At 60.0% G+C, this 21,277-nt stretch carries 17 protein-coding genes; 11 read left to right on the top strand and 6 right to left on the bottom strand.

Annotation, left to right across the window (positions count from 1 at the left end; all coding sequences use genetic code 11):
* Positions 1 to 64 precede the first annotated feature (64 nt).
* From kdgD to CKW20_RS24110, 5 genes are all read left to right on the top strand, one after another.
* Positions 65 to 976, top strand: a complete 912-nt coding sequence (gene kdgD, locus CKW20_RS24130; protein ID WP_008015297.1) for a 5-dehydro-4-deoxyglucarate dehydratase — start codon at positions 65 to 67, stop codon at positions 974 to 976.
* A 72-nt stretch (positions 977 to 1,048) separates the two neighbouring features.
* Complete coding sequence (locus tag CKW20_RS24125) at positions 1,049 to 2,494, top strand: aldehyde dehydrogenase family protein (protein ID WP_095055138.1); 1,446 nt, start codon at positions 1,049 to 1,051, stop codon at positions 2,492 to 2,494.
* 84 nt (positions 2,495 to 2,578) lie between these two features.
* The gene (locus CKW20_RS24120) at positions 2,579 to 3,946 is read left to right on the top strand and encodes an MFS transporter (protein ID WP_095055137.1); all 1,368 of its coding nucleotides are present in this window, start codon (positions 2,579 to 2,581) and stop codon (positions 3,944 to 3,946) included.
* A gap of 11 nt (positions 3,947 to 3,957) precedes the next feature.
* Complete coding sequence (gene garD / locus CKW20_RS24115; protein ID WP_095055136.1) at positions 3,958 to 5,511, top strand: galactarate dehydratase; 1,554 nt, start codon at positions 3,958 to 3,960, stop codon at positions 5,509 to 5,511.
* A gap of 99 nt (positions 5,512 to 5,610) precedes the next feature.
* Positions 5,611 to 6,552, top strand: a complete 942-nt coding sequence (locus tag CKW20_RS24110) for an AEC family transporter (RefSeq protein WP_095055135.1) — start codon at positions 5,611 to 5,613, stop codon at positions 6,550 to 6,552.
* 150 nt (positions 6,553 to 6,702) lie between these two features.
* Here the strand turns inward: CKW20_RS24110 and CKW20_RS24105 are convergent, their stop codons facing one another.
* From CKW20_RS24105 to gatC, 6 genes are all read right to left on the bottom strand, one after another.
* Positions 6,703 to 7,083, bottom strand: a complete 381-nt coding sequence (locus tag CKW20_RS24105; RefSeq protein ID WP_095055134.1) for a carboxymuconolactone decarboxylase family protein — start codon at positions 7,081 to 7,083, stop codon at positions 6,703 to 6,705.
* On the bottom strand, positions 7,080 to 8,141 hold the full coding sequence (locus tag CKW20_RS24100) for a calcium/sodium antiporter (protein ID WP_095055133.1): 1,062 nt from the start codon (positions 8,139 to 8,141) through the stop codon (positions 7,080 to 7,082). Before CKW20_RS24100 ends, CKW20_RS24105 begins: the two co-directional genes overlap by 4 nt.
* Positions 8,142 to 8,191: 50 nt before the next feature.
* The gene (locus CKW20_RS24095; protein WP_095055132.1) at positions 8,192 to 8,566 is read right to left on the bottom strand and encodes a septal ring lytic transglycosylase RlpA family protein; all 375 of its coding nucleotides are present in this window, start codon (positions 8,564 to 8,566) and stop codon (positions 8,192 to 8,194) included.
* 148 nt (positions 8,567 to 8,714) lie between these two features.
* On the bottom strand, positions 8,715 to 10,160 hold the full coding sequence (gene gatB, locus CKW20_RS24090) for an Asp-tRNA(Asn)/Glu-tRNA(Gln) amidotransferase subunit GatB (RefSeq protein WP_095055131.1): 1,446 nt from the start codon (positions 10,158 to 10,160) through the stop codon (positions 8,715 to 8,717).
* Between the two features lie 10 nt (positions 10,161 to 10,170).
* The gene (gatA, locus tag CKW20_RS24085) at positions 10,171 to 11,622 is read right to left on the bottom strand and encodes an Asp-tRNA(Asn)/Glu-tRNA(Gln) amidotransferase subunit GatA (RefSeq protein ID WP_095055130.1); all 1,452 of its coding nucleotides are present in this window, start codon (positions 11,620 to 11,622) and stop codon (positions 10,171 to 10,173) included.
* A gap of 16 nt (positions 11,623 to 11,638) precedes the next feature.
* Complete coding sequence (gene gatC, locus CKW20_RS24080; protein WP_003221657.1) at positions 11,639 to 11,926, bottom strand: Asp-tRNA(Asn)/Glu-tRNA(Gln) amidotransferase subunit GatC; 288 nt, start codon at positions 11,924 to 11,926, stop codon at positions 11,639 to 11,641.
* A gap of 210 nt (positions 11,927 to 12,136) precedes the next feature.
* Between gatC and mreB the strand changes: the two genes are divergently transcribed.
* The 6 genes from mreB to CKW20_RS24050 all read left to right on the top strand — a co-directional run bounded on the left by mreB (position 12,137) and on the right by CKW20_RS24050 (position 21,035).
* Positions 12,137 to 13,174 carry a rod shape-determining protein MreB gene (gene mreB / locus CKW20_RS24075; protein WP_002555108.1) on the top strand — a complete coding sequence of 346 codons (1,038 nt, stop codon included), beginning with the start codon at positions 12,137 to 12,139 and terminating at the stop codon, positions 13,172 to 13,174.
* A gap of 143 nt (positions 13,175 to 13,317) precedes the next feature.
* On the top strand, positions 13,318 to 14,463 hold the full coding sequence (gene mreC / locus CKW20_RS24070) for a rod shape-determining protein MreC (protein ID WP_095055129.1): 1,146 nt from the start codon (positions 13,318 to 13,320) through the stop codon (positions 14,461 to 14,463).
* Positions 14,463 to 14,954 (top strand): rod shape-determining protein MreD, encoded by a 492-nt coding sequence (mreD, locus tag CKW20_RS24065; protein WP_095055128.1) that lies wholly within the window; start codon positions 14,463 to 14,465, stop codon positions 14,952 to 14,954. Before mreC ends, mreD begins: the two co-directional genes overlap by 1 nt.
* Positions 14,955 to 15,044: 90 nt before the next feature.
* The gene (locus CKW20_RS24060; RefSeq protein ID WP_095055127.1) at positions 15,045 to 15,641 is read left to right on the top strand and encodes a nucleoside triphosphate pyrophosphatase; all 597 of its coding nucleotides are present in this window, start codon (positions 15,045 to 15,047) and stop codon (positions 15,639 to 15,641) included.
* 57 nt (positions 15,642 to 15,698) lie between these two features.
* A complete protein-coding gene (gene rng / locus CKW20_RS24055; protein ID WP_095055126.1) occupies positions 15,699 to 17,156 on the top strand; it encodes a ribonuclease G in 1,458 nt (485 codons plus the stop codon).
* A gap of 75 nt (positions 17,157 to 17,231) precedes the next feature.
* On the top strand, positions 17,232 to 21,035 hold the full coding sequence (locus CKW20_RS24050) for a YhdP family protein (RefSeq protein WP_095055125.1): 3,804 nt from the start codon (positions 17,232 to 17,234) through the stop codon (positions 21,033 to 21,035).
* Positions 21,036 to 21,277 lie beyond the last annotated feature (242 nt).

Genomic DNA, 21,277 nt, shown 5'->3' with positions numbered 1-21,277 from the left:
TACAACTTCGGCGAAGGCTGAACGGTTTTCTCATACAACGTTGCTACCCAGGGTGTTCGAATAAATGAATCCACAAGAACTGAAGTCCATCCTCTCTTCCGGCCTGCTGTCGTTCCCGGTCACCGACTTCAATGCTCAGGGCGATTTCCATCGCGCGGGCTATATCAAGCGTCTCGAATGGCTGGCCCCATACGGCGCCTCGGCATTGTTCGCCGCGGGCGGCACCGGTGAGTTCTTCTCTCTGGCGGCCAGCGAATATTCGGAAATCATCAAGACTGCCGTCGATACCTGCGCCACCAGCGTGCCGATCCTCGCCGGTGTCGGTGGCGCCACCCGCCAGGCCATCGAATACGCTCAGGAAGCCGAGCGTCTGGGCGCCAAAGGCCTTTTACTGCTGCCGCATTACCTCACCGAAGCCAGCCAGGACGGTGTTGCTGCCCACGTTGAAGCGGTATGCAAATCGGTAAAAATCGGCGTAGTGGTCTACAACCGTAACGTCTGCCGCCTGACCGCTCCGTTGCTGGAACGTCTGGCCGAGCGCTGCCCGAACCTGATCGGCTACAAGGATGGCCTGGGCGATATCGAGTTGATGGTGTCGATCCGTCGCCGCCTCGGTGATCGCTTCAGCTACCTGGGCGGTTTACCGACCGCCGAAGTCTACGCCGCGGCCTACAAAGCGCTGGGCGTGCCGGTTTACTCCTCGGCGGTATTCAACTTCATCCCGAAAACCGCGATGGATTTCTACCACGCGATTGCTCGCGAAGATCACGCCACCGTTGGCAAGATCATCGATGACTTCTTCCTGCCGTACCTGGACATCCGCAACCGCAAGGCCGGTTACGCCGTGAGCATCGTCAAGGCCGGGGCAAAAATTGCCGGTTATGACGCAGGCCCGGTGCGTGCACCGCTGACCGATCTGACGGGCGAAGAGTACGAAATGCTTGCTGCGCTGATCGACAAGCAAGGTGCGCAGTAACAACCGATTAAACAAGGCCGCTGAGCAATTAGTGGCTTTTTGTGTGAGGACTTCTTTTAAAAGGGGCAGCCCGTGGCTGATTCAAAGCGTTTCGATAACTACATCAACGGCGAATGGGTGGCGGGCAGTGATTACTGCGCCAACATCAATCCGTCCGAGCTGACCGATACCATCGGCGAATACGCCAAGGCCTACCTGGCTCAGGTCCACGCCGCCATCGACGCCGCTCGCGCCGCGTTCCCGGCCTGGTCCACTTCGGGTATTCAGGCTCGCCACGATTCACTGGATAAAGTCGGCAGCGAGATCCTCGCCCGTCGCGAAGAGTTAGGCACTTTGCTGGCCCGGGAAGAGGGCAAGACCCTGCCAGAAGCCATCGGCGAAGTGACTCGCGCCGGTAATATCTTCAAGTTCTTTGCCGGTGAATGCCTGCGCCTGTCTGGCGACTACTTGCCGTCGGTGCGTCCGGGCGTCCACGTCGAAGTCACTCGCGAAGCCCTCGGAGTGGTCGGCCTGATCACCCCGTGGAACTTCCCGATTGCGATCCCGGCGTGGAAAATCGCCCCGGCCCTGGCCTACGGCAACTGCGTCGTGCTGAAACCAGCTGATCTGGTGCCGGGCTGCGCCTGGGCGCTGGCAGAAATCATCTCCCGCGCAGGCTTCCCGGCCGGCGTGTTCAACCTGGTGATGGGCAGCGGTCGCGTGGTTGGCGATGCGCTGGTGCAGAGCCCGAAAGTCGACGGCATCAGCTTCACCGGTTCCGTGGGTGTGGGTCGTCAGATCGCTGTCAGCTGCGTCTCGCGCCAAGCCAAGGTTCAGCTGGAAATGGGCGGCAAGAACCCGCAGATCATTCTCGATGACGCCGATCTCAAGCAAGCGGTCGAACTGTCGGTACAGAGCGCGTTCTACTCCACCGGCCAACGTTGCACCGCGTCTAGCCGCTTCATCGTCACCGCCGGGATTCACGACAAATTCGTCGAAGCCATGGCCGAGCGCATGAAGTCAATCAAGGTCGGTCACGCGCTGAAAACCGGCACCGATATCGGTCCGGTCGTCTCGCAGGCTCAGCTTGAACAAGACTTGAAGTACATCGATATCGGCCAGTCCGAAGGTGCGCGTCTGGTCAATGGCGGTGGTTTGGTGACATGCGACACCGAAGGCTACTTCCTCGCCCCGACGCTGTTTGCCGACAGCGAAGCTGCGATGCGCATCAGCCGCGAAGAGATCTTCGGCCCGGTGGCCAACATCGTTCGCGTGGCCGATTACGAGGCAGCGCTGGCCATGGCCAACGACACCGAGTTCGGACTGTCGGCGGGCATCGCCACCACGTCGCTGAAGTACGCCAACCACTTCAAACGCCACTCCCAGGCTGGGATGGTGATGGTCAACCTGCCGACCGCCGGCGTGGATTACCACGTTCCGTTCGGTGGGCGTAAAGGTTCATCCTATGGATCACGTGAGCAAGGTCGCTATGCGCAAGAGTTCTACACGGTCGTGAAGACCAGCTACATCGGCTCCTGACAGGAACACCGCGGTATCGGCATCGATACCGCAACACAACAACTTCACCCGCGCATAAAAATAATCAGTGGGAGTACATCTACAATGCAATCGACCAAGCCGACTCACGTCCGCTATTTGATCCTGCTCATGCTGTTTCTGGTGACCACGATCAACTACGCCGACCGGGCCACCATCGCAATCGCCGGCTCCAGCCTGCAAAAAGACCTCGGCATCGACGCGGTCACTCTCGGTTATATCTTCTCCGCATTCGGTTGGGCCTACGTGGCCGGGCAAATTCCCGGTGGCTGGCTGCTGGACCGTTTCGGTTCGAAAAAAATCTACGCCCTGAGCATCTTCACCTGGTCTTTGTTCACCGTGCTGCAGGGCTATGTCGGTGAGTTCGGCATGTCCACGGCGGTGGTTGCGCTGTTCATGCTGCGCTTTTTGGTGGGCCTGGCCGAAGCGCCATCCTTCCCCGGCAACGCACGCATCGTAGCGGCCTGGTTCCCGACCGCAGAACGCGGTACCGCCTCTGCGATCTTCAACTCGGCGCAATATTTCGCCACCGTGTTGTTCGCACCGTTGATGGGCTGGATCGTTTATTCCTTCGGCTGGCAGCATGTGTTCATCGTCATGGGCGTGATCGGCATCGTCTTCTCGGGCATCTGGCTGAAGGTGATCTACAGCCCGCGCCAACACCCGATGATCAACGACGCCGAGTTCAAGCACATCGCCGACAACGGCGGCATGGTCGACATGGACCAGGACAAAGGCAAAGGCAAAAAGGGCGACGGTCCGAAGTGGGACTACATCCGCCAACTGCTGACCAACCGCATGATGCTTGGTGTGTATCTGGGCCAGTACTGCATCAATGGCATCACTTACTTCTTCCTGACCTGGTTCCCGGTGTACCTGGTGCAGGAGCGCGGCATGACCATCCTCAAGGCCGGTTTCATTGCCTCGCTGCCGGCGATCTGCGGGTTTATCGGTGGAGTGCTCGGCGGGGTGATTTCCGATTACCTGCTGCGCAAAGGCCACTCGCTGACCTTCGCCCGCAAGGCGCCGATCATCGCCGGCCTGCTGGTTTCCAGTAGCATCGTGGCTTGCAATTACGTGGACGTGGAATGGATGGTAGTCGGCTTCATGGCCCTGGCTTTCTTCGGCAAAGGCGTGGGTGCGTTGGGCTGGGCGGTGGTGTCCGATACCTCGCCGAAACAGATCGCCGGTCTCAGCGGTGGCCTGTTCAACACCTTCGGCAACATCGCGTCGATCACCACGCCGATTGTCATCGGTTACATCATCAGCTCCACCGGCTCGTTCAAGTGGGCGCTGGTGTTCGTCGGTTGCAACGCGCTGGTAGCCGTCTTCAGCTATCTGGTGATCGTTGGCCCGATCAAGCGTGTGGTGCTCAAAGAGCCGCCAGTCAGCGGCGCTGAAACCAGCAACAAGTTATCTGAAGCGCATTCCTGAGGAGCGGCGTCATGCAGTTGATTGAACATTCCGACTCGCCGCGCTACATCCGCCTGCACGAGCGGGACAATGTGGTGATCATCGTCAACGATCAGGGCGTGCCGGCCGGCACCGAATTCCCCGATGGCCTGGTCACCGTGGATTTCGTGCCGCAGAGCCACAAGGTCACTCTTGAGGATATCCCAGAGGGCGGCCAGGTGATTCGTTACGGTCAGACCATTGGCTACGCGTTGCAGCCGATCCCTCGCGGCAGCTGGGTCAAGGAAGATCAACTGCGCATGCCGACCGCGCCGCCGCTGGATAGCCTGCCGCTATCCACCGAAGTGCCGGCCGCGCAGGCACCGCTGGAAGGCTTCACCTTCGAGGGTTATCGCAACGCCGACGGCACCGTCGGCACGCGCAATATTCTGGGCATCACCACCACGGTGCAGTGCGTCACCGGGGTGTTGGATCACGCGGTGAAACGCATCAAGGACGAGTTGCTGCCCAAGTACCCGAACGTCGACGATGTGGTGGCGCTGACTCATAGTTATGGTTGCGGCGTGGCGATCACCGCCACCGACGCGTACATCCCTATCCGCACCGTGCGCAATCTGGCGCGCAACCCGAACCTGGGTGGCGAGGCGCTGGTGATCAGCCTGGGCTGCGAGAAATTGCAGGCCGGGCAGGTGATGCACGAGAACGACAGTTCGGTCGATCTCAGCGAGCCGTGGCTGTACCGCTTGCAGGATTCCGGCCACGGTTTCACCGAGATGATCGAGCAGATCATGGCGCTGGCCGAGACTCGTTTGAAGAAGCTCGATCTGCGTCGTCGGGAAACTGTGCCGGCGTCCGAGCTGATCCTCGGTATGCAGTGCGGCGGCAGCGATGCGTTCTCTGGCATCACTGCCAATCCGGCGCTTGGCTATGCCTCGGATCTGTTGCTGCGGGCGGGGGCGACGGTGATGTTTTCCGAAGTCACTGAGGTGCGCGATGCGATTTATCTGCTGACGTCCCGCGCCGAAACTGAGGAAGTTGCTCAGGAACTGGTGCGGGAAATGGACTGGTACGACCGTTACCTGGCCAAGGGCGAAGCGGATCGCAGTGCCAACACCACTCCAGGGAACAAGAAGGGCGGGTTGTCGAACATTGTCGAGAAGTCCCTGGGCTCGATCGTCAAATCCGGCAGCAGCGCGATCAATGGGGTGCTTGGCCCTGGGGAGCGCTTCAAGCGCAAAGGGCTGATTTTCTGCGCAACCCCGGCCAGTGATTTTGTCTGCGGGACGTTGCAGTTGGCGGCTGGGATGAACCTGCATGTGTTCACCACCGGGCGGGGTACGCCTTATGGGTTGGCGATGGCGCCGGTGGTGAAGGTGTCGACCCGCACAGAACTGGCGCAACGCTGGCCGGATTTGATCGACATCGATGCCGGGAGGATTGCCACCGGGCGGGCGTCGATTGAAGACCTTGGCTGGGAGTTGTTCCACTACTACCTGGACGTGGCCAGCGGCAAGAAACAGACGTGGGCGGAGCAGCATAAGCTGCATAACGACATCACCTTGTTCAACCCGGCGCCGATTACCTGAGACCGAGTGATCGTTCCCACGCAGAGCGTGGGAACGATCCGGGTGAAAGTGGCTTATCATTAGCCCCCTAACGACACTCACCCAAGGTTCCCCCCCGGCATGCTGGCTATCTTCCTCGAAACCCTGAACATCACCGCGCCGGTGTTTGCCATGCTGTTTCTGGGGGCGCTGCTCAAGCGCATCGACTGGATCAACGACAATTTCATTCATACCGCGTCAGCCCTGGTGTTCAACGTCACCATGCCGGCGTTGCTGTTTCTGGGTATCTTGCATGCCGACCTGCATGCCGCGCTGCAACCGGCGCTGCTGATCTACTTCTCGGTCGCGACCCTGGCGTGCTTTGCGATTGCCTGGGGTTGGGCAATCTGGAAATGCCCGCGGGAAGACCGAGGTATCTATACCCAAGGCGCGTTTCGCGGCAACAACGGTGTTATCGGTCTGGCATTGGCGGCGAGCATGTATGGCGACTACGGGATTTCCCTTGGGGCGATTCTCGCGGCACTGGTGATCCTGTTCTACAACACGCTTTCGACCATCGTACTGGCGGTCTACAGTCCGGTGATCAAATCTGATCCGTGGAGCATATGCAAAAGCGTGATGGTCAATCCGTTGATCATCAGTGTGTTTGCGGCGGCGCCGTTTGCCTGGTTCAAGATCGGGCTGCCGGGATGGCTGGAAACGTCCGGCCAGTACCTGGCACAAACCACTTTGCCGTTGGCACTGATCTGCATCGGTGGCACGTTGTCGCTGGCGGCGATGCGCAAAAGCGGCACGATGGCGTTGAGTTCGAGTCTGCTGAAAATGATCGGCCTGCCGGTGCTGGCGACGCTTGGCGCCTGGCTCTGGGGCTTTCGCGGGGCGGAGTTGGGGATTCTGTTTCTGTACTTCGGCAGCCCGACTGCCGCGGCCAGTTTCGTCATGGCCCGGCAGGCTAATGGCAATCATGAACTGGCGGCAGCGATCATTGTGATTACCACGCTGATGGCGGCGATCACCACCAACGTCGGGATCTTTTTGTTGCAGTGGGGTGGGTGGATTTAATTTCGGAATTTGTAGTGTTCTTTATGGCCATTCGCGGGCAAGTCGGATCGCCGCACCGCTCGCTCCTACAGGATTTTTTGTCGTGTGCAAATTTCGCAAACGACACAACACCGTAGGAGCGAGGCTTGCCCGCGAAGGCGATCGATTTGCCTACTCCGGCTTCTGGTAGCTATCAATCACTTCCTGCGCCGCCCGAAACGCATCGATCGCCGCCGGCACTCCCGCATACACCGCGCAATGCAGCAGCGCCTCGCGAATCTCTTCCACGGTGCAGCCGTTGTTCAGCGCTCCGCGCACGTGACCTTTCAATTCTTGCGGGCACTTCAACGCGGTCAGCGCGGCGAGGGTGATCAGGCTGCGGGTTTTCAGCGGCAGACCTTCACGGTTCCACACACCCCCCCAGGCGTGTTCGTTGACGAAGTCTTGCAGTGGCTGGGTGAACTCGGTGGCGTTGCCCAAAGCGCGGTCGACGAAAGCGTCGCCCATCACTTGGCGACGGACTTCAACCCCAGCCTTTTTATCAGTGCTCATGGCAATTCCCTCTTGTGGTGTTGGCGACGCCAGGCGCGCAGCGACGTGAACAGCAAAAACGCCATCAGCGCCGGCAGGACAAAAAACAGCATCAGGTGTTCAAGCTTGCCGGCCAGCGGCATGCCGGTAGTGAACGACACCACGTGCAGACCGTAAGCCAGATACAAACCCAAAAACAGCAGACCTTCGGCGCGGGTCACCCGGTAACCGGAATAAAACACCGGCAGGCACAGCACCGCGACGCCGAGCATCACCGGCAAGTCGAAATCCAGGGCGTTGGGCGACACCGACAGCGGCGATGGCGCGATCAACGCGGTGAAGCCCAGCACGCCCAAGAGGTTGAACAGGTTGCTGCCGATCACGTTGCCCACCGCGATGTCTCGCTGACCGCGCAACGCAGCGATCAAAGAAGTGGCCAACTCCGGCAGGGACGTGCTGACGGCGACGATGGTCAGGCCGATGATCCGCTCAGACAACCCCAGGTCGGTCGCGACCGCTACTGCGGCGCCAAGCAGCAAGTGCCCGGCGAACACCAGCATCACCAGCCCGGCAATAATCATCAGCAGGCTGCTGAACCACGGTGCCTGTGGCGCTTCATGCGCCCCCGATGGCGGACGGGCCGAGTGTCGCGACTGGCGCAGCAGCAAACCCAGGTACAGCACCAGCGCGCCCAGCAAAATAATGCCATCTGTGCGGTTCAGTTCTTCGTTCCACGCCAGTACGAACACCAGCAGGCTGGCGCCGATCATCAGTGGAATATCCAGGCGCACCAATTGCCGCGAAACCCGCAGCGGAATTATCAGCGCCGAGAGCCCGAGGGTGACGAGGATGTTGAAGATGCTGCTGCCGATCACGCTGCCAACGGCGATGTCGACGTTTTGCGCCAGGGTGGCTTGCAGGCTGACCGCCATCTGCGGTGCGCTGCTGCCGAGGGCCACGATGGTCAGGCCGATAATCAGCGGCCGCACCTGCAGTCGCGCGGCCAGGCGCACGGCGGCGCGCACCATCAGTTCGGCGCCGGCGATCAGTAAAAACAGACCGCAGAGCAATTCAATCACGCTGATCAGGGGTAAATCGGCAAGTCCGAAAATAGTCAGCGCTCCGTCAATCAGTCGTCGAGGGCTTGCACGCGAACCTTCGCGGTGCCACTGCGCAGCATGCCCAACTGTTCGGCCGCTTCACGTGACACGTCGATCAGGCGCCCACGAGAGTATGGCCCGCGATCGTTGATGCGCACCACGCAGGACTTGTCGTTTTTCAGGTTGGTGAGCTTCACCCGGGTGCCGAACGGCAACTGGCGATGGGCGGCGGTCAGGCCGTGCTGGTTGAAACGCTCGCCACTGGCGGTGCGTTTGCCATGGTGTTTGGCGCCGTAATACGAAGCTACGCCGGTCTTGTCGTAGCCGTGTGGATCGACGGTATCCGTACTGGCACAACCGGCCAGCAGAGAGAGCAGGGCGCAGGCACTGAGCAGACGCTTCATAAAAGGTATTCCCGAAACAAATGTGGGAGCGGGCTTGCTCGCGAATGCATTCTGACAGTCAACCTTGTGTTGAGTGCCGAACCGCTTTCGCGAGCAAGCCCGCTCCCACAGGGAATGGAGCCAATATTTAGAACTGGCTCCATTCTCATCAGCCTTCGAGCTTGCTTTTGAGCAGTTCGTTGACCTGTTGCGGGTTCGCCTTGCCTTTGGAGGCTTTCATGGCCTGGCCGACGAAGAAGCCGAACATCTTGCCGCGTTTGGCTTCGTCTGCCGCGCGGTATTGTTCGACCTGCTCGGCGTTGGCCGCGAGCATTTCATCCAGCACCGCCGAGATCGCGCCGGTGTCGGTCACTTGCTTGAGGCCGCGCTTGTCGATGATCTCGTCCGCACTGCCTTCGCCATTGGCCATCGCTTCAAAGACCACTTTGGCGATCTTGCCGGAGATGGTGTTGTCCTTGATGCGCAACAGCATGCCGCCCAGTTGCTCGGCCGAAACCGGCGACTGTTCGATGTCCAGGCCTTGCTTGTTCAACAGGCTGCCCAGTTCAACCATCACCCAGTTGGCCGCCAGTTTGGCGTCGCCGCTGATGTTCACGACTTTCTCGAAGTAATCGGCTTGCTCGCGGCTGGTGGCCAGGACGCTGGCGTCGTAGACCGACAGACCGAACTGGTCCTGGAAGCGCTCGCGTTTCTGCGGTGGCAGTTCCGGCAGGGTGGCGCGCACGTCGTCGAGGAACGAATCCTCGATGACTACCGGCAGCAGGTCCGGGTCGGGGAAGTAACGGTAGTCGTTGGCTTCCTCTTTGCTGCGCATCGGACGGGTTTCGTCCTTGTTCGGATCGTACAGACGGGTCTGTTGGATCACCTTGCCGCCGTCTTCGATCAACTCGATCTGACGCTGCACTTCGCTGTTGATCGCTTTCTCGATGAAGCGGAACGAGTTGACGTTCTTGATCTCGCAGCGCGTGCCGAACTCAGCTTGGCCTTTCGGACGGATCGACACGTTGCAGTCGCAACGCAGCGAGCCTTCGGCCATGTTGCCGTCGCAGATGCCCAAGTAACGCACCAGCGCGTGGACAGCCTTGACGTAAGCCACGGCTTCCTTGGCGCTGCGCATGTCCGGCTCGGAAACGATTTCCAGCAACGGTGTGCCTGCGCGGTTCAGGTCAATGCCGGTGGCGCCGCTGAATTCTTCGTGCAGGCTTTTACCGGCGTCTTCTTCCAGGTGCGCACGGGTAATGCCGACGCGTTTGACCGTGCCGTCTTCCAGCGCGATATCCAGGTGACCCTTGCCGACGATCGGCAATTCCATCTGGCTGATCTGGTAGCCCTTGGGCAGGTCCGGGTAGAAATAGTTTTTACGGGCGAACACGTTGTGCTGGCCGATCTCGGCATCGATGGCCAGACCGAACATCACCGCCATGCGCACCGCTTCCTGGTTCAGCACCGGCAATACGCCGGGCATGCCCAGGTCAACCAGGCTGGCCTGGGTGTTCGGCTCGGAACCGAAGGTGGTGGAACTACCGGAAAAGATTTTCGACCGGGTGGTGAGCTGGGTATGAATCTCCAGCCCGATCACGACTTCCCATTGCATGTGTTTCTCCTCAGAAGCCGGTTGGGGTGCGGGTGTGCCAGTCAGTGTTCAACTGATACTGATGGGCAACGTTCAACAGGCGGCCTTCCTGGAAATACGGGGCGAGCAACTGCACGCCGACCGGCAGGCCATCGACAAAACCTGCAGGCATGGACAAGCCCGGCAGACCGGCGAGGTTGGCGGTAATGGTGTAGACGTCTTCCAGGTACGCAGCGACCGGGTCACTGTTCTTGGCGCCGAGCTTCCAGGCCGGATTCGGCGTGGTTGGGCCGAGGATGATGTCGACCTCGTTGAAGGCCGCCATGAAGTCGTTCTTGATCAGGCGACGGATCTTCTGCGCTTTCAGGTAATAGGCGTCGTAGTAACCGGCCGACAGCGCGTAGGCGCCGACCATGATCCGGCGCTGCACTTCCGGGCCGAAACCTTCGCCACGGGAACGCTTGTACAGGTCTTCCAGGTTTTTCGGGTCTTCGCAGCGATAGCCGAAACGCACGCCGTCGAAACGCGACAGGTTGGAGGACGCTTCCGCCGGGGCGATCACGTAGTACGCAGGGATTGCGTGCTGCATGTTCGGCAGGCTGATTTCCTTGACCACGGCGCCGAGCTTTTTCAGCTCTTCAACGCTGGCCATGACCAGGTCGGCAATACGCGGGTCCAGACCTGCGCTGAAGTATTCCTTCGGCACGCCGATGCGCAGGCCTTGCAGCGAACCGTTGAGGCTGGCGCTGTAATCAGGCACGGGTTCATCGATGCTGGTGGAGTCATTTGGATCGAAGCCGGCCATGCCTTGCAGCAGGATCGCGCAGTCTTCGGCGGTGCGGGCCAATGGACCGCCCTGATCGAGGCTGGACGCGTAGGCGATCATGCCCCAGCGCGAAACGCGACCGTACGTCGGTTTCAGGCCGGTGAGGTTGGTCAGCGCGGCAGGTTGACGAATCGAACCGCCGGTGTCGGTGCCCGTCGCCGCTGGCAACAGACGAGCGGCCACTGCCGCAGCCGAACCGCCAGACGAGCCGCCCGGAACGTAGTCCAGGTTCCACGGGTTTTTCACCGCGCCGTAATAGCTCGACTCGTTGGCCGACCCCATGGCGAATTCGTCCATGTTGGTCTTGCCCAGGGTCACGGCCCCGGCAGCGGCCAGTTTGGCAACCACGGTGGCGTCGTACGGGGCTTTGAAGTTGTCGAGCATCTTCGAACCGCAGCTGGTGCGGATGCCCTGGGTGCAGAACAGGTCTTTGTGGGCGATCGGCGCGCCGAGCAGGGCGCCGCTCTCACCGTTGGCCCGACGAGCGTCAGCGGCTTTCGCCTGCTGGAGCGCCAGGTCTTCGGTGAGGCTGATGAAACTGTTGAGCTGCGGATCGAGCTGGGCGATGCGCGCCAGCAGGACTTTGGTCAGCTCTTCGGAAGAAAACTTTTTATCGGCGAGTCCGCGGGCGATCTCGGCCAGAGTCAATTGATGCATTGCAGGCTCTTTCCCTTTAGTCGATGACTTTCGGAACCAGATACAGGCCGTTTTCGACCGCTGGTGCGATGGACTGATAGGCCTCGCGATGATTGGTTTCGGTCACGACGTCTGCACGCAGACGCTGGCTCGCTTCCAATGGGTGGGCCAGCGGCTCGATACCGTCGGTATCGACCGCTTGCATTTCGTCGACCAGCCCGAGAATGCTGTTCAGGGCCGAAGTGATGTGTGGAAGATCGGCATCATTGAGGCCAAGGCAGGCCAGATGAGCGATTTTTTCCACGTCGGAGCGTTCAAGCGCCATGGGATTCTCCAGTGGAAAACAGAACGGACGGCGTCCGTGTGTTAGATTGTCGGAACACTACCGCATTTCTACGGTCTCAAGGCCGCGATTGTGGGGCTTGGTGCACAGAAAAGCGGCCAATTTAACATATTGGCGCCTTGCCCAAAATCCCTGTCGTTGTTAGAGTTTGCCGCACTTTTTTACCCACGCGTTGCCTAGGGTCCCTTTCCCATGTTCAAGAAACTGCGTGGCATGTTTTCCAGCGATCTTTCCATTGACCTGGGCACTGCCAACACCCTTATTTACGTGCGCGAGCGCGGTATTGTCCTGAATGAGCCCTCCGTTGTGGCTATTCGGACACACGGTAATCAGAAAAGTGTCGTTGCTGTCGGCACCGAGGCCAAGCGCATGCTCGGTCGTACGCCGGGCAACATTGCTGCCATTCGTCCGATGAAGGACGGCGTGATCGCCGACTTCAGCGTCTGCGAAAAAATGCTGCAGTACTTTATCAACAAGGTTCACGAAAACAGCTTTCTGCAGCCTAGCCCTCGTGTGCTGATCTGCGTTCCATGCAAATCCACCCAGGTTGAGCGTCGTGCCATCCGTGAATCGGCCCTTGGTGCCGGTGCCCGTGAAGTATTCCTGATCGAAGAGCCGATGGCCGCTGCAATCGGTGCCGGTCTGCCGGTTGAAGAAGCGCGCGGTTCGATGGTGGTCGATATCGGTGGCGGTACCACTGAAATCGCGCTGATCTCCCTCAACGGTGTGGTCTACGCTGAATCCGTACGGGTTGGCGGCGACCGCTTCGACGAAGCGATCATCACCTATGTGCGTCGCAATTACGGCAGCCTGATCGGCGAGTCCACCGCCGAGCGCATCAAACAGGAAATCGGTACGGCCTACCCAGGCGGCGAAGTTCGTGAAGTCGACGTTCGTGGCCGTAACCTGGCCGAAGGCGTTCCACGCGCATTCACCCTGAACTCCAACGAAGTGCTGGAAGCTCTGCAAGAGTCCCTGGCCACCATCGTTCAGGCTGTGAAAAGTGCGCTGGAGCAATCGCCTCCGGAGCTGGCATCGGATATCGCCGAGCGTGGTCTGGTACTGACCGGTGGTGGCGCCTTGCTGCGCGACCTCGACAAGTTGCTGGCCCAGGAAACCGGTCTGCCGGTGATCGTCGCCGAAGACCCGCTGACCTGCGTTGCTCGCGGCGGTGGCCGTGCATTGGAAATGATGGATAAACACACCATGGATCTGCTTTCCAGCGAATAAGTTGCCGGATCGCCTCTATGCTGTTGAGCGCGCAGGCAGCACTTTGCAGTGCTGCCTGTTGGCGTTTATCTTCTGTCAGTCTGCATCCAGGCCGGTTTGATGCCGTATGAATAAAGAGAACATTTGCCTGGGAGGAGCGGCTTATTAAACCGCTTTTCACCAAAGGCCCCTCACTGGGCGTGCGCTTGTTGGTGCTGGCCGTGCTATCGGTCGCGCTGATGGTGGTCGATGCCCGCTTCACACTGCTCAAGCCAGTGCGTAGCCAAATGTCGCTGGTGCTGATGCAGTCCTACTGGATCACCGACCTGCCGCAGCGGTTATGGCAGGGTGTGGCCAGCCAGTTTGGCAGCCGGACCGAACTGGTCGCCGAAAACGAAAAACTCAAAACCGAAAACCTGCTGTTGCAGGGGCGCATGCAAAAGCTTGCCGCCCTCACCGAACAGAACGTTCGGCTGCGCGAGTTGCTCAACTCTTCTGCGCTGGTCAACGAGAAGGTCGAAGTGGCCGAGTTGATCGGCATGGACCCCAACCCCTTTACCCATCGCATCATCATCAATAAAGGTGAGCGCGACGGTGTGGTCCTCGGTCAGCCGGTGCTCGATGCACGGGGCCTGATGGGCCAGGTGGTTGAGTTGATGCCATACACCTCCCGCGTCCTGTTGCTGACTGACACCACCCACAGCATTCCGGTGCAGGTGAACCGTAACGGTCTGCGGGCGATTGCCAGCGGCACCGGTAACCCGGAACGCCTTGAGCTGCGTCATGTGGCCGATACCGCCGACATTAAAGAAGGCGATCTGCTGGTCAGTTCCGGCCTCGGTCAGCGTTTCCCTGCGGGTTACCCGGTGGCGACGGTTAAGGAAGTGATCCACGATTCCGGCCAGCCGTTCGCCATCGTCCGTGCCGTGCCGACCGCCGCGTTGAACCGCAGCCGTTATCTGTTGTTGGTATTCAGTGACGGACGCACCGCCGAGGAGCGCGCCAACGACGCCGCCCAGGCTCAGGAAGCGCTGGACCAGCACGGCGGTGGGCCGATCATTCCTGCGACTGTGCCGAAACCGGCTGTGTCGGTGATCCCGGCTGCCGTCGCTGCTCCGGCTGTTCCGGCTGCTCCTGCGACGGCACCTGCTGCCGCGACGCCGGCAAAACCTGCCGCTGTCCATGCTGCCGGCAAGCCACCCGCGTCTGCACCGGCCGCCGCCAAACCACCGACGGCCCAGCCTGCTGCCGTGAAGCCTGCTGCCAAACCGCCTGTCTCCGCGCCGGCCACCACTGGGGGAAGAGAATAATGGGCGGTACTACTTCATCCAAAAACGGTTGGATGGTCTGGCTGACCTTCGCCATCGGCATGCTGCTCAGCGTTTCGCCGCTGCCGCAGTTCATGGAAATCCTGCGTCCTCTGTGGCTGGCCTTGCTGTTGGCGTTCTGGGTGTTGGCCCTGCCGCAGAAAGTCGGCATGGTGACCGCCTGGTGCCTGGGGTTGGCCGAAGACGTGCTGTATGGCACGTTGCTGGGCCAGAACGCGTTGATCCTCACGCTCATTACTTTCCTGGTGCTGTCGTTGCAACAGCGCCTGCGCATGTTCCCGATGTGGCAACAGAGCCTGGTGATCCTGGTGATCTTCGGCCTCGCCCAATTGGTTCAGTTGTGGCTGAGCGCCCTGACCGGCAATCGTCAGCCGACCCTGGCACTGGTGTTGCCGGCACTGGTCAGCGCATTGCTCTGGCCATGGATCAGCTACGGTTTGCGCGGTTTGCGTCGACGCTACAAAATCAATTAATTCGGTCAGGCATGTGCCCGCACCTGGTGCTCTGTCTCGCCGAAAAGGAACAGTATTTGTGAGACAGGGCGCTAGCAGGGAGATGTCTTGATGAAACAGCTGTACCTCGCCTCAGGTTCGCCGCGTCGGCGTGAACTGCTCACGCAGATCGGCGTGTCGTTCTCCGTCATCAGCGCTGACATCGATGAAACCCCTTTATCTGAAGAATCCCCATCGGCCTATGTCGAGCGTCTGGCGCGCGGCAAGGCCGAAGCCGGGCATGGAACGGTCGTGTCCGACGCGGATTTCTGCGTGCTGGGTGCCGACACCGCCGTGGTGCTGGACGGGAAAATTCTCGGCAAGCCGGTGGACGAAGCCGACGCGTGCGCCATGCTAATGCTGTTGTCCGGATGTGAGCATGAAGTGCTGACAGCGATTGCAGTGCGCGATGGCGAGCGCTGCGAGTCTTTGGTGGTGCGCAGTCTGGTGCGTTTTCGCACCATCGATCGCGACGAAGCGTCGGCCTACTGGGCCAGCGGCGAACCCCGGGACAAGGCTGGCGGCTACGGGATTCAAGGATTGGGTGCGGTGTTCGTCGCCGGGCTCAATGGCAGCTATTCGGCGGTGGTCGGATTGCCGCTGTGCGAAACCTTCGAGCTACTCGGCCATTTCGGCATACCCTGTTGGCAAACCCTTAACGCGCGCTGAGCGTCGTACTGACAAGATGCGGCCATTATCGTGAACATGCCTGAACGAGACCCTGCCATGAGTGAAGAGATCCTGATCAACATCACGCCGATGGAATCGCGCGTGGCGGTGGTCGAAAACGGTGTCCTGCAAGAGGTCCACGTCGAGCGCACGCAAAAGCGCGGGATCGTCGGCAACATCTATAAAGGCAAAGTCGTGCGGGTATTGCCGGGCATGCAGGCCGCTTTCGTCGACATCGGCCTGGACCGTGCCGCGTTCATTCATGCTTCGGAAATTTCTCTTCGCGAAGGCCCGACGGTGGAGAGCATCAGCGCGCTGGTTCATGAAGGTCAAAGCCTGGTGGTGCAAGTCACCAAGGATCCGATCGGCTCCAAAGGCGCACGCCTGACAACGCAACTGTCGATTCCGTCGCGCTATCTGGTGTACATGCCGCGCACCGCCCACGTCGGCATTTCCCTGAAGATCGAAGACGAAGCCGAGCGCGAACGCCTCAAGCAAGTGGTCACCGACTGCGTGGCCACAGAAGGCATCAAGGAAGCCGGCGGTTTCATTTTGCGCACTGCTGCCGAAGGGGCCGGGGCTGATGAGATCCTCATGGACATCCGCTACCTGCGCAGGCTCTGGGACCAGATCAACGACCAGATCAAGACCATCAGCGCGCCGAGTGTGATCTACGAAGACCTCGGCCTGGCGCTGCGCACCTTACGCGATCTGGTGAGCCCGAAGATCGAGAAGATTCGTATCGATTCGCGGGAAACTTTCCAGAAAACCACGCAGTTCGTCGCCGAACTGATGCCGGAAATCGCCGACCGTTTGGAGCATTACCCAGGTGAACGGCCGATCTTCGACTTGTATGGCGTCGAAGACGAAATCCAGAAAGCCCTGGAACGCAAAGTGCCGCTCAAGTCCGGCGGCTATCTGGTGATCGATCCGGCGGAAGCCATGAGCACCATCGACGTCAATACCGGCGCTTTTGTTGGTCATCGCAACCTCGAAGAAACCATCTTCAAGACCAACCTCGAAGCCGCCACCGCCATTGCCCGTCAGCTGCGCCTGCGTAACCTGGGCGGGATCATCATTATCGACTTCATCGACATGGAAGATGAAGAACATCAGCGTCAGGTGTTGCGCACCCTCGAGAAGCAACTGGAACGCGATCACGCCAAGACCAACATCATCGGCATCACCGAGTTGGGCCTGGTGCAGATGACCCGCAAGCGCACCCGCGAAAGTCTTGAGCAAGTGTTGTGCGAACCGTGCAACAGCTGCCAGGGTCGCGGCAAGCTCAAGACTCCGGAAACCGTGTGCTACGAGATCTTCCGTGAAATCCTGCGTGAGGCCCGGGCCTATCAGGCCGAAGGTTATCGGGTGCTGGCGAACCAGAAAGTGGTCGACCGTTTGCTCGACGAAGAGTCGGGCAACGTCGCAGAGCTCGAAGACTTTATCGGGCGCACCATTCGGTTCCAGGTGGAAACCATGTATTCCCAGGAACAATACGACGTGGTGTTGCTCTGAATCGTTGGGTTTCAACTCCACTAGAGCGGCTGGCCTCAGCTTTTTGCAGTATTTTTGCCATGGGAGCCAACTGACATGGAGCGTCTGACACGCATTTTGGCCGCACTGACCCGCTGGGGCCTGGGCCTGTGCGCGTTGGTTTTAGTGTTGACGGCGCTGTTCGTCAGCCTCGGCCGGGAGTTGACGCCGCTGGTGGCCGAGTACCGTGCCGATGTCGAAGACAAAGCCAGCGATGCCTTGGGCATGCCCCTGCAAATCGGCAAGCTGGAAGGCAACTGGAGCGGCCTCGCCCCGGTTCTGCTGGCCCATGACGTGATGGTCGGCGAGGGTTCCAATGCCTTGCGCCTGGATCAGGTGCGCGCGGTGCCGGATCTCTGGGCCAGCCTGCTGGCGCGCGAAGTGCGCATCGCACATCTGGAACTCAACGGCCTGAAGATCAGCCTCAAGGAAGGTGAGGACGGTCATTGGGCGCTGGAAGGTTTACCGGTGCAGCAAGACCAGCCGCTGAATCCGGAGCAACTGCTCAATCGTATGCAGATGATCCAGCAGCTGTCGGTGCTCGACAGCCAGGTCACCTTGCAGCCATTGGGGGAGTCGCCGCTGACCCTGACGTACGTCGGCCTGAATTTGAAAACCGGCCCATCCCGCCAGCGGCTCGATGCCCGTTTGACCTTGCCCGACGGCCAGCCGGTTGCGATGAGCCTGCGCACCCGTTTGCGCGCTGCCCAATGGAAGGACGGCGAAGCGGACGCTTACCTGAGCCTGCCGCAAAGTGATTGGTCGAAATGGTTACCCGAGCGCCTGACTCAGCAATGGAATTTTTCCGAGATCAAGGCAGGTGGCGAGTTCTGGATTAACTGGAGCAAGGGCACCGTGCAACGCGCCGCGATTCGTTTGAACGCGCCGCAACTCAAAGGCGCCTATGCCGAGCGCCAGCCGATCCAGATCAATAATCTGGCGCTGAACGGGTATTTCCAGCGCAGTTCCACAGGCGTTCTGGTGACCCTGGATTCGCTGGCGATGAGTCTGGGCGATAGCCGCTGGGAATCGAAACTGCAATTTCAACAAACGGCGGCGAACGATACGGCGCCAGAGCTCTTGCATTTGCAAGCCGACCGTATCGATCTCACGCCGCTCACTCCGTTGCTGAACGCACTGGGCCCACTGCCCGAAGGTGTTGCCACGGCGGTCGAGCGGCTCAAGGTCACCGGGGTTTTGCGCAACGTGCTGATCGACTTCCGCCCAGCCGCTACCGATGACAGCAAATTCAGCTTTGCCGCCAATCTGGAAAAAGTCGGCTTCGACGCTTATCGCGGTGCGCCGGCGGTGCGAAATGTCAGTGGCAACATCAGCGGCGACCTCGGGCAGGGTGAGCTGCGCATGGACAGCAAGGATTTCTCCCTGCACCTGGACCCGATTTTCGCCAAGCCATGGCAGTACATTCAGGCCAACGCCCGGTTGACCTGGAAACTCGACAAAGAAGGTTTCACCCTGATCGCACCGTACCTGAAGGTATTGGGCGAGGAGGGCAAGATTGCCGGCGACTTCCTGATCCGCCTGCATTTCGATCACACCCGGGAAGACTACATGGACCTGCGGGTCGGCCTGGTGGACGGCGACGGTCGCTACACCGCCAAGTACCTGCCGACGGTGCTCAGCCCGGGGCTGGACGAATGGCTGCGCACCGCGATTCTCAAAGGCGCGGTGGATGAAGGCTTCTTCCAGTATCAGGGTTCGCTGAACCACGGCGCCGCCGAAACGGCCCGCAGCATCAGCCTGTTTTTCAAGGTTCACGATGCCGAGCTGGCGTTTCAGCCGGGCTGGCCGCATGTCAGCAAGGTCAGCGGCGATGTGTTCATCGAAGACAGCGGCGTGCGGATCCTCGCGAGCAAGGGTCAATTGCTCGACACTCAGGTCAGCGACGTCTACGTCAATATTCCCCGTGTACCTGCCGGGCAGAGCACTCATCTGTTTCTCGACGGCGCGTTTGCTGGTGGCTTGGGCGATGGCCTGAAGATTCTGCAGGAAGCGCCAATCGGCACCGCCGACACCTTCGCCGGTTGGGAAGGCGAGGGCGATCTGCAAGGCAAGCTCAAACTCGATATCCCTCTGGTCAAAGGCGAGCGGCCGAAAATCCTTGTGGATTTCAAGACCGACAAAGCCCGTTTGAAGCTCCGCGAGCCCACCCTGGAGCTGACGCAACTCAAGGGCGATTTCCGTTTCGACAGCATCAAGGGGCTGAGTGGGCAAAAGATCACGGCGAGGGTATTCGACAAGCCGGTGACCGCACGGATCCATGCCGAGGGCCGTGAGGGCAAACTCATCACGCGGATCACCGCATCGAGCGAAGTGGAGGTCAAAAAACTCACTGAATGGCTGAATGTCACTCAGCCATTGCCGGTGACAGGGATGATCCCTTACCAGTTGCAGCTCAACCTTGATGGCGTCGACAGTCAATTAATGGTCAGTTCCAACCTCAAAGGCGTGGCGGTGGATTTGCCGGCGCCGTTCGGCATGGCGGCCGATGTCGGGCGCGATACCGTGTTCCGCATGACCCTGCAAGGGCCGGAGCGGCGCTACTGGGTCAATTACGGTGAACTGGCGAACTTCACGTTTGCGGCACCGACCGGTAATTTCGCCGCAGGTCGCGGCGAGCTGTTTCTCGGTGGTGGCAATGCCGTGTTGCCTGGTGCCAAAGGCTTGCGTGTGCGTGGCGTACTGTCCGAGCTGGATGTCGCCCCTTGGCAGGATCTGCTGAGCAAATATGCCGGCCAGGATCCGGAAGGCAGTGCCAAACAATTGCTCAGCGGCGCGGATTTCAAGATTGGCAAGCTCAGCGGTTTCGGCACGACCTTCGATCAGGCCTCGGTGCAATTGACGCGCAAACCGGCCGCATGGAGCTTGCAGCTAGACAGTCAGCAGGCCAAGGGCAGCGCCGTTATTGCCGATGCGAAAGCCGCACCGATTGCGGTGAATCTGCAATACGTACGTTTGCCGGCACGAGACCCAACGGCGCTGGCTGACGAGAATTCGCCGGATCCGCTGGCCACCGTAGACCCGACGAAGATCCCGGCGCTGGATGTCACCATTAATCAGCTGTTCCAGGGGCCGGATCTGGTGGGCGCGTGGCATCTGAAAATTCGGCCGACCGCCAAAGGCATTGCCTTCAATAACCTGGATCTGGGCCTCAAGGGTATCTTCCTGCAGGGCAGCGGCGGCTGGGAAGGCACGCCGGGTAACTCCAGCAGTTGGTATAAGGGACGGATCAGAGGCAAGAACCTCGCTGACGTACTCAAGGGCTGGGGTTTTGCACCGAGCGTCACCAGTGAAGAATTTCATATGGATGTCGACGGTCGCTGGCCCGGCTCACCGGCGTGGCTGGCCACCAAGCGCTTTTCCGGCAGCCTTGATGCTTCGCTGAAAAAAGGTCAGTTCGTTGAAGTCGAGGGCAGCGCCCAAGCGCTACGCGTATTCGGCCTGCTCAACTTCAACTCCATTGGCCGCCGCTTGCGCCTGGACTTCTCCGATCTGTTTGGCAAAGGCTTGAGCTATGACCGCGTCAAAGGCCTGTTGGTCGCCAGTAACGGGGTCTACGTCACCCGTGAGCCGATTTTGATGACCGGCCCGTCGAGCAATGTGGAGCTCAATGGCACGCTGGACCTAGTGGGCGATCAGATCGATGCCAAGTTGTTGGTGACTTTGCCGGTGACCAACAATTTGCCGATTGCTGCGCTGATCGTCGGTGCACCGGCCGTCGGCGGGGCGCTGTTCCTGATCGATAAGTTGATCGGTGATCGCGTGGCGCGCTTTGCCAGTGTCAAATACACCGTCAAAGGCCCGTGGAAAGAACCGAAAATCACCTTCGACAAGCCTTTTTGAATTCTTTTGAAAAAGCACTCTTTGGGCCTATGGAGTAGCATGTCCAAAGGTTGGTTTGTAGCCGCCACGTTTCCCTGTAGCAGCTGCCGCAGCTGCGTTCGGCTGCGCAGCAGTCGTAAAATCAGATGCCGCATTCCTTCAGGCAAACCGTGCATTGCGGATTTACGACTGCTATGCAGCCGAACGCAGGCTTCGCCAGCTGCTACAAGGTCGTGTCGTTTACCGACGGCAGGGTGAAATCA

This window comes from Pseudomonas sp. Irchel s3b2, from assembly GCF_900187445.1.
GTDB lineage: Bacteria > Pseudomonadota > Gammaproteobacteria > Pseudomonadales > Pseudomonadaceae > Aquipseudomonas.
This window is presented reverse-complemented; position numbering and strand designations above follow the sequence as displayed.

What these genes read in the sequence shown, in the direction of transcription:
- kdgD (WP_008015297.1), top strand. Translation starts at nt 65, where the DNA reads ATGAATCCACAAGAACTGAAGTCCATCCTCTCTTCCGGCCTGCTGTCG.
- CKW20_RS24120 (WP_095055137.1), top strand. Translation starts at nt 2,579, where the DNA reads ATGCAATCGACCAAGCCGACTCACGTCCGCTATTTGATCCTGCTCATG.
- garD (WP_095055136.1), top strand. Translation starts at nt 3,958, where the DNA reads ATGCAGTTGATTGAACATTCCGACTCGCCGCGCTACATCCGCCTGCAC.
- CKW20_RS24110 (WP_095055135.1), top strand. Translation starts at nt 5,611, where the DNA reads ATGCTGGCTATCTTCCTCGAAACCCTGAACATCACCGCGCCGGTGTTT.
- CKW20_RS24105 (WP_095055134.1), bottom strand. Translation starts at nt 7,083, where the DNA reads ATGAGCACTGATAAAAAGGCTGGGGTTGAAGTCCGTCGCCAAGTGATG.
- CKW20_RS24095 (WP_095055132.1), bottom strand. Translation starts at nt 8,566, where the DNA reads ATGAAGCGTCTGCTCAGTGCCTGCGCCCTGCTCTCTCTGCTGGCCGGT.
- gatB (WP_095055131.1), bottom strand. Translation starts at nt 10,160, where the DNA reads ATGCAATGGGAAGTCGTGATCGGGCTGGAGATTCATACCCAGCTCACC.
- gatA (WP_095055130.1), bottom strand. Translation starts at nt 11,622, where the DNA reads ATGCATCAATTGACTCTGGCCGAGATCGCCCGCGGACTCGCCGATAAA.
- gatC (WP_003221657.1), bottom strand. Translation starts at nt 11,926, where the DNA reads ATGGCGCTTGAACGCTCCGACGTGGAAAAAATCGCTCATCTGGCCTGC.
- mreB (WP_002555108.1), top strand. Translation starts at nt 12,137, where the DNA reads ATGTTCAAGAAACTGCGTGGCATGTTTTCCAGCGATCTTTCCATTGAC.
- mreD (WP_095055128.1), top strand. Translation starts at nt 14,463, where the DNA reads ATGGGCGGTACTACTTCATCCAAAAACGGTTGGATGGTCTGGCTGACC.
- CKW20_RS24060 (WP_095055127.1), top strand. Translation starts at nt 15,045, where the DNA reads ATGAAACAGCTGTACCTCGCCTCAGGTTCGCCGCGTCGGCGTGAACTG.
- rng (WP_095055126.1), top strand. Translation starts at nt 15,699, where the DNA reads ATGAGTGAAGAGATCCTGATCAACATCACGCCGATGGAATCGCGCGTG.
- CKW20_RS24050 (WP_095055125.1), top strand. Translation starts at nt 17,232, where the DNA reads ATGGAGCGTCTGACACGCATTTTGGCCGCACTGACCCGCTGGGGCCTG.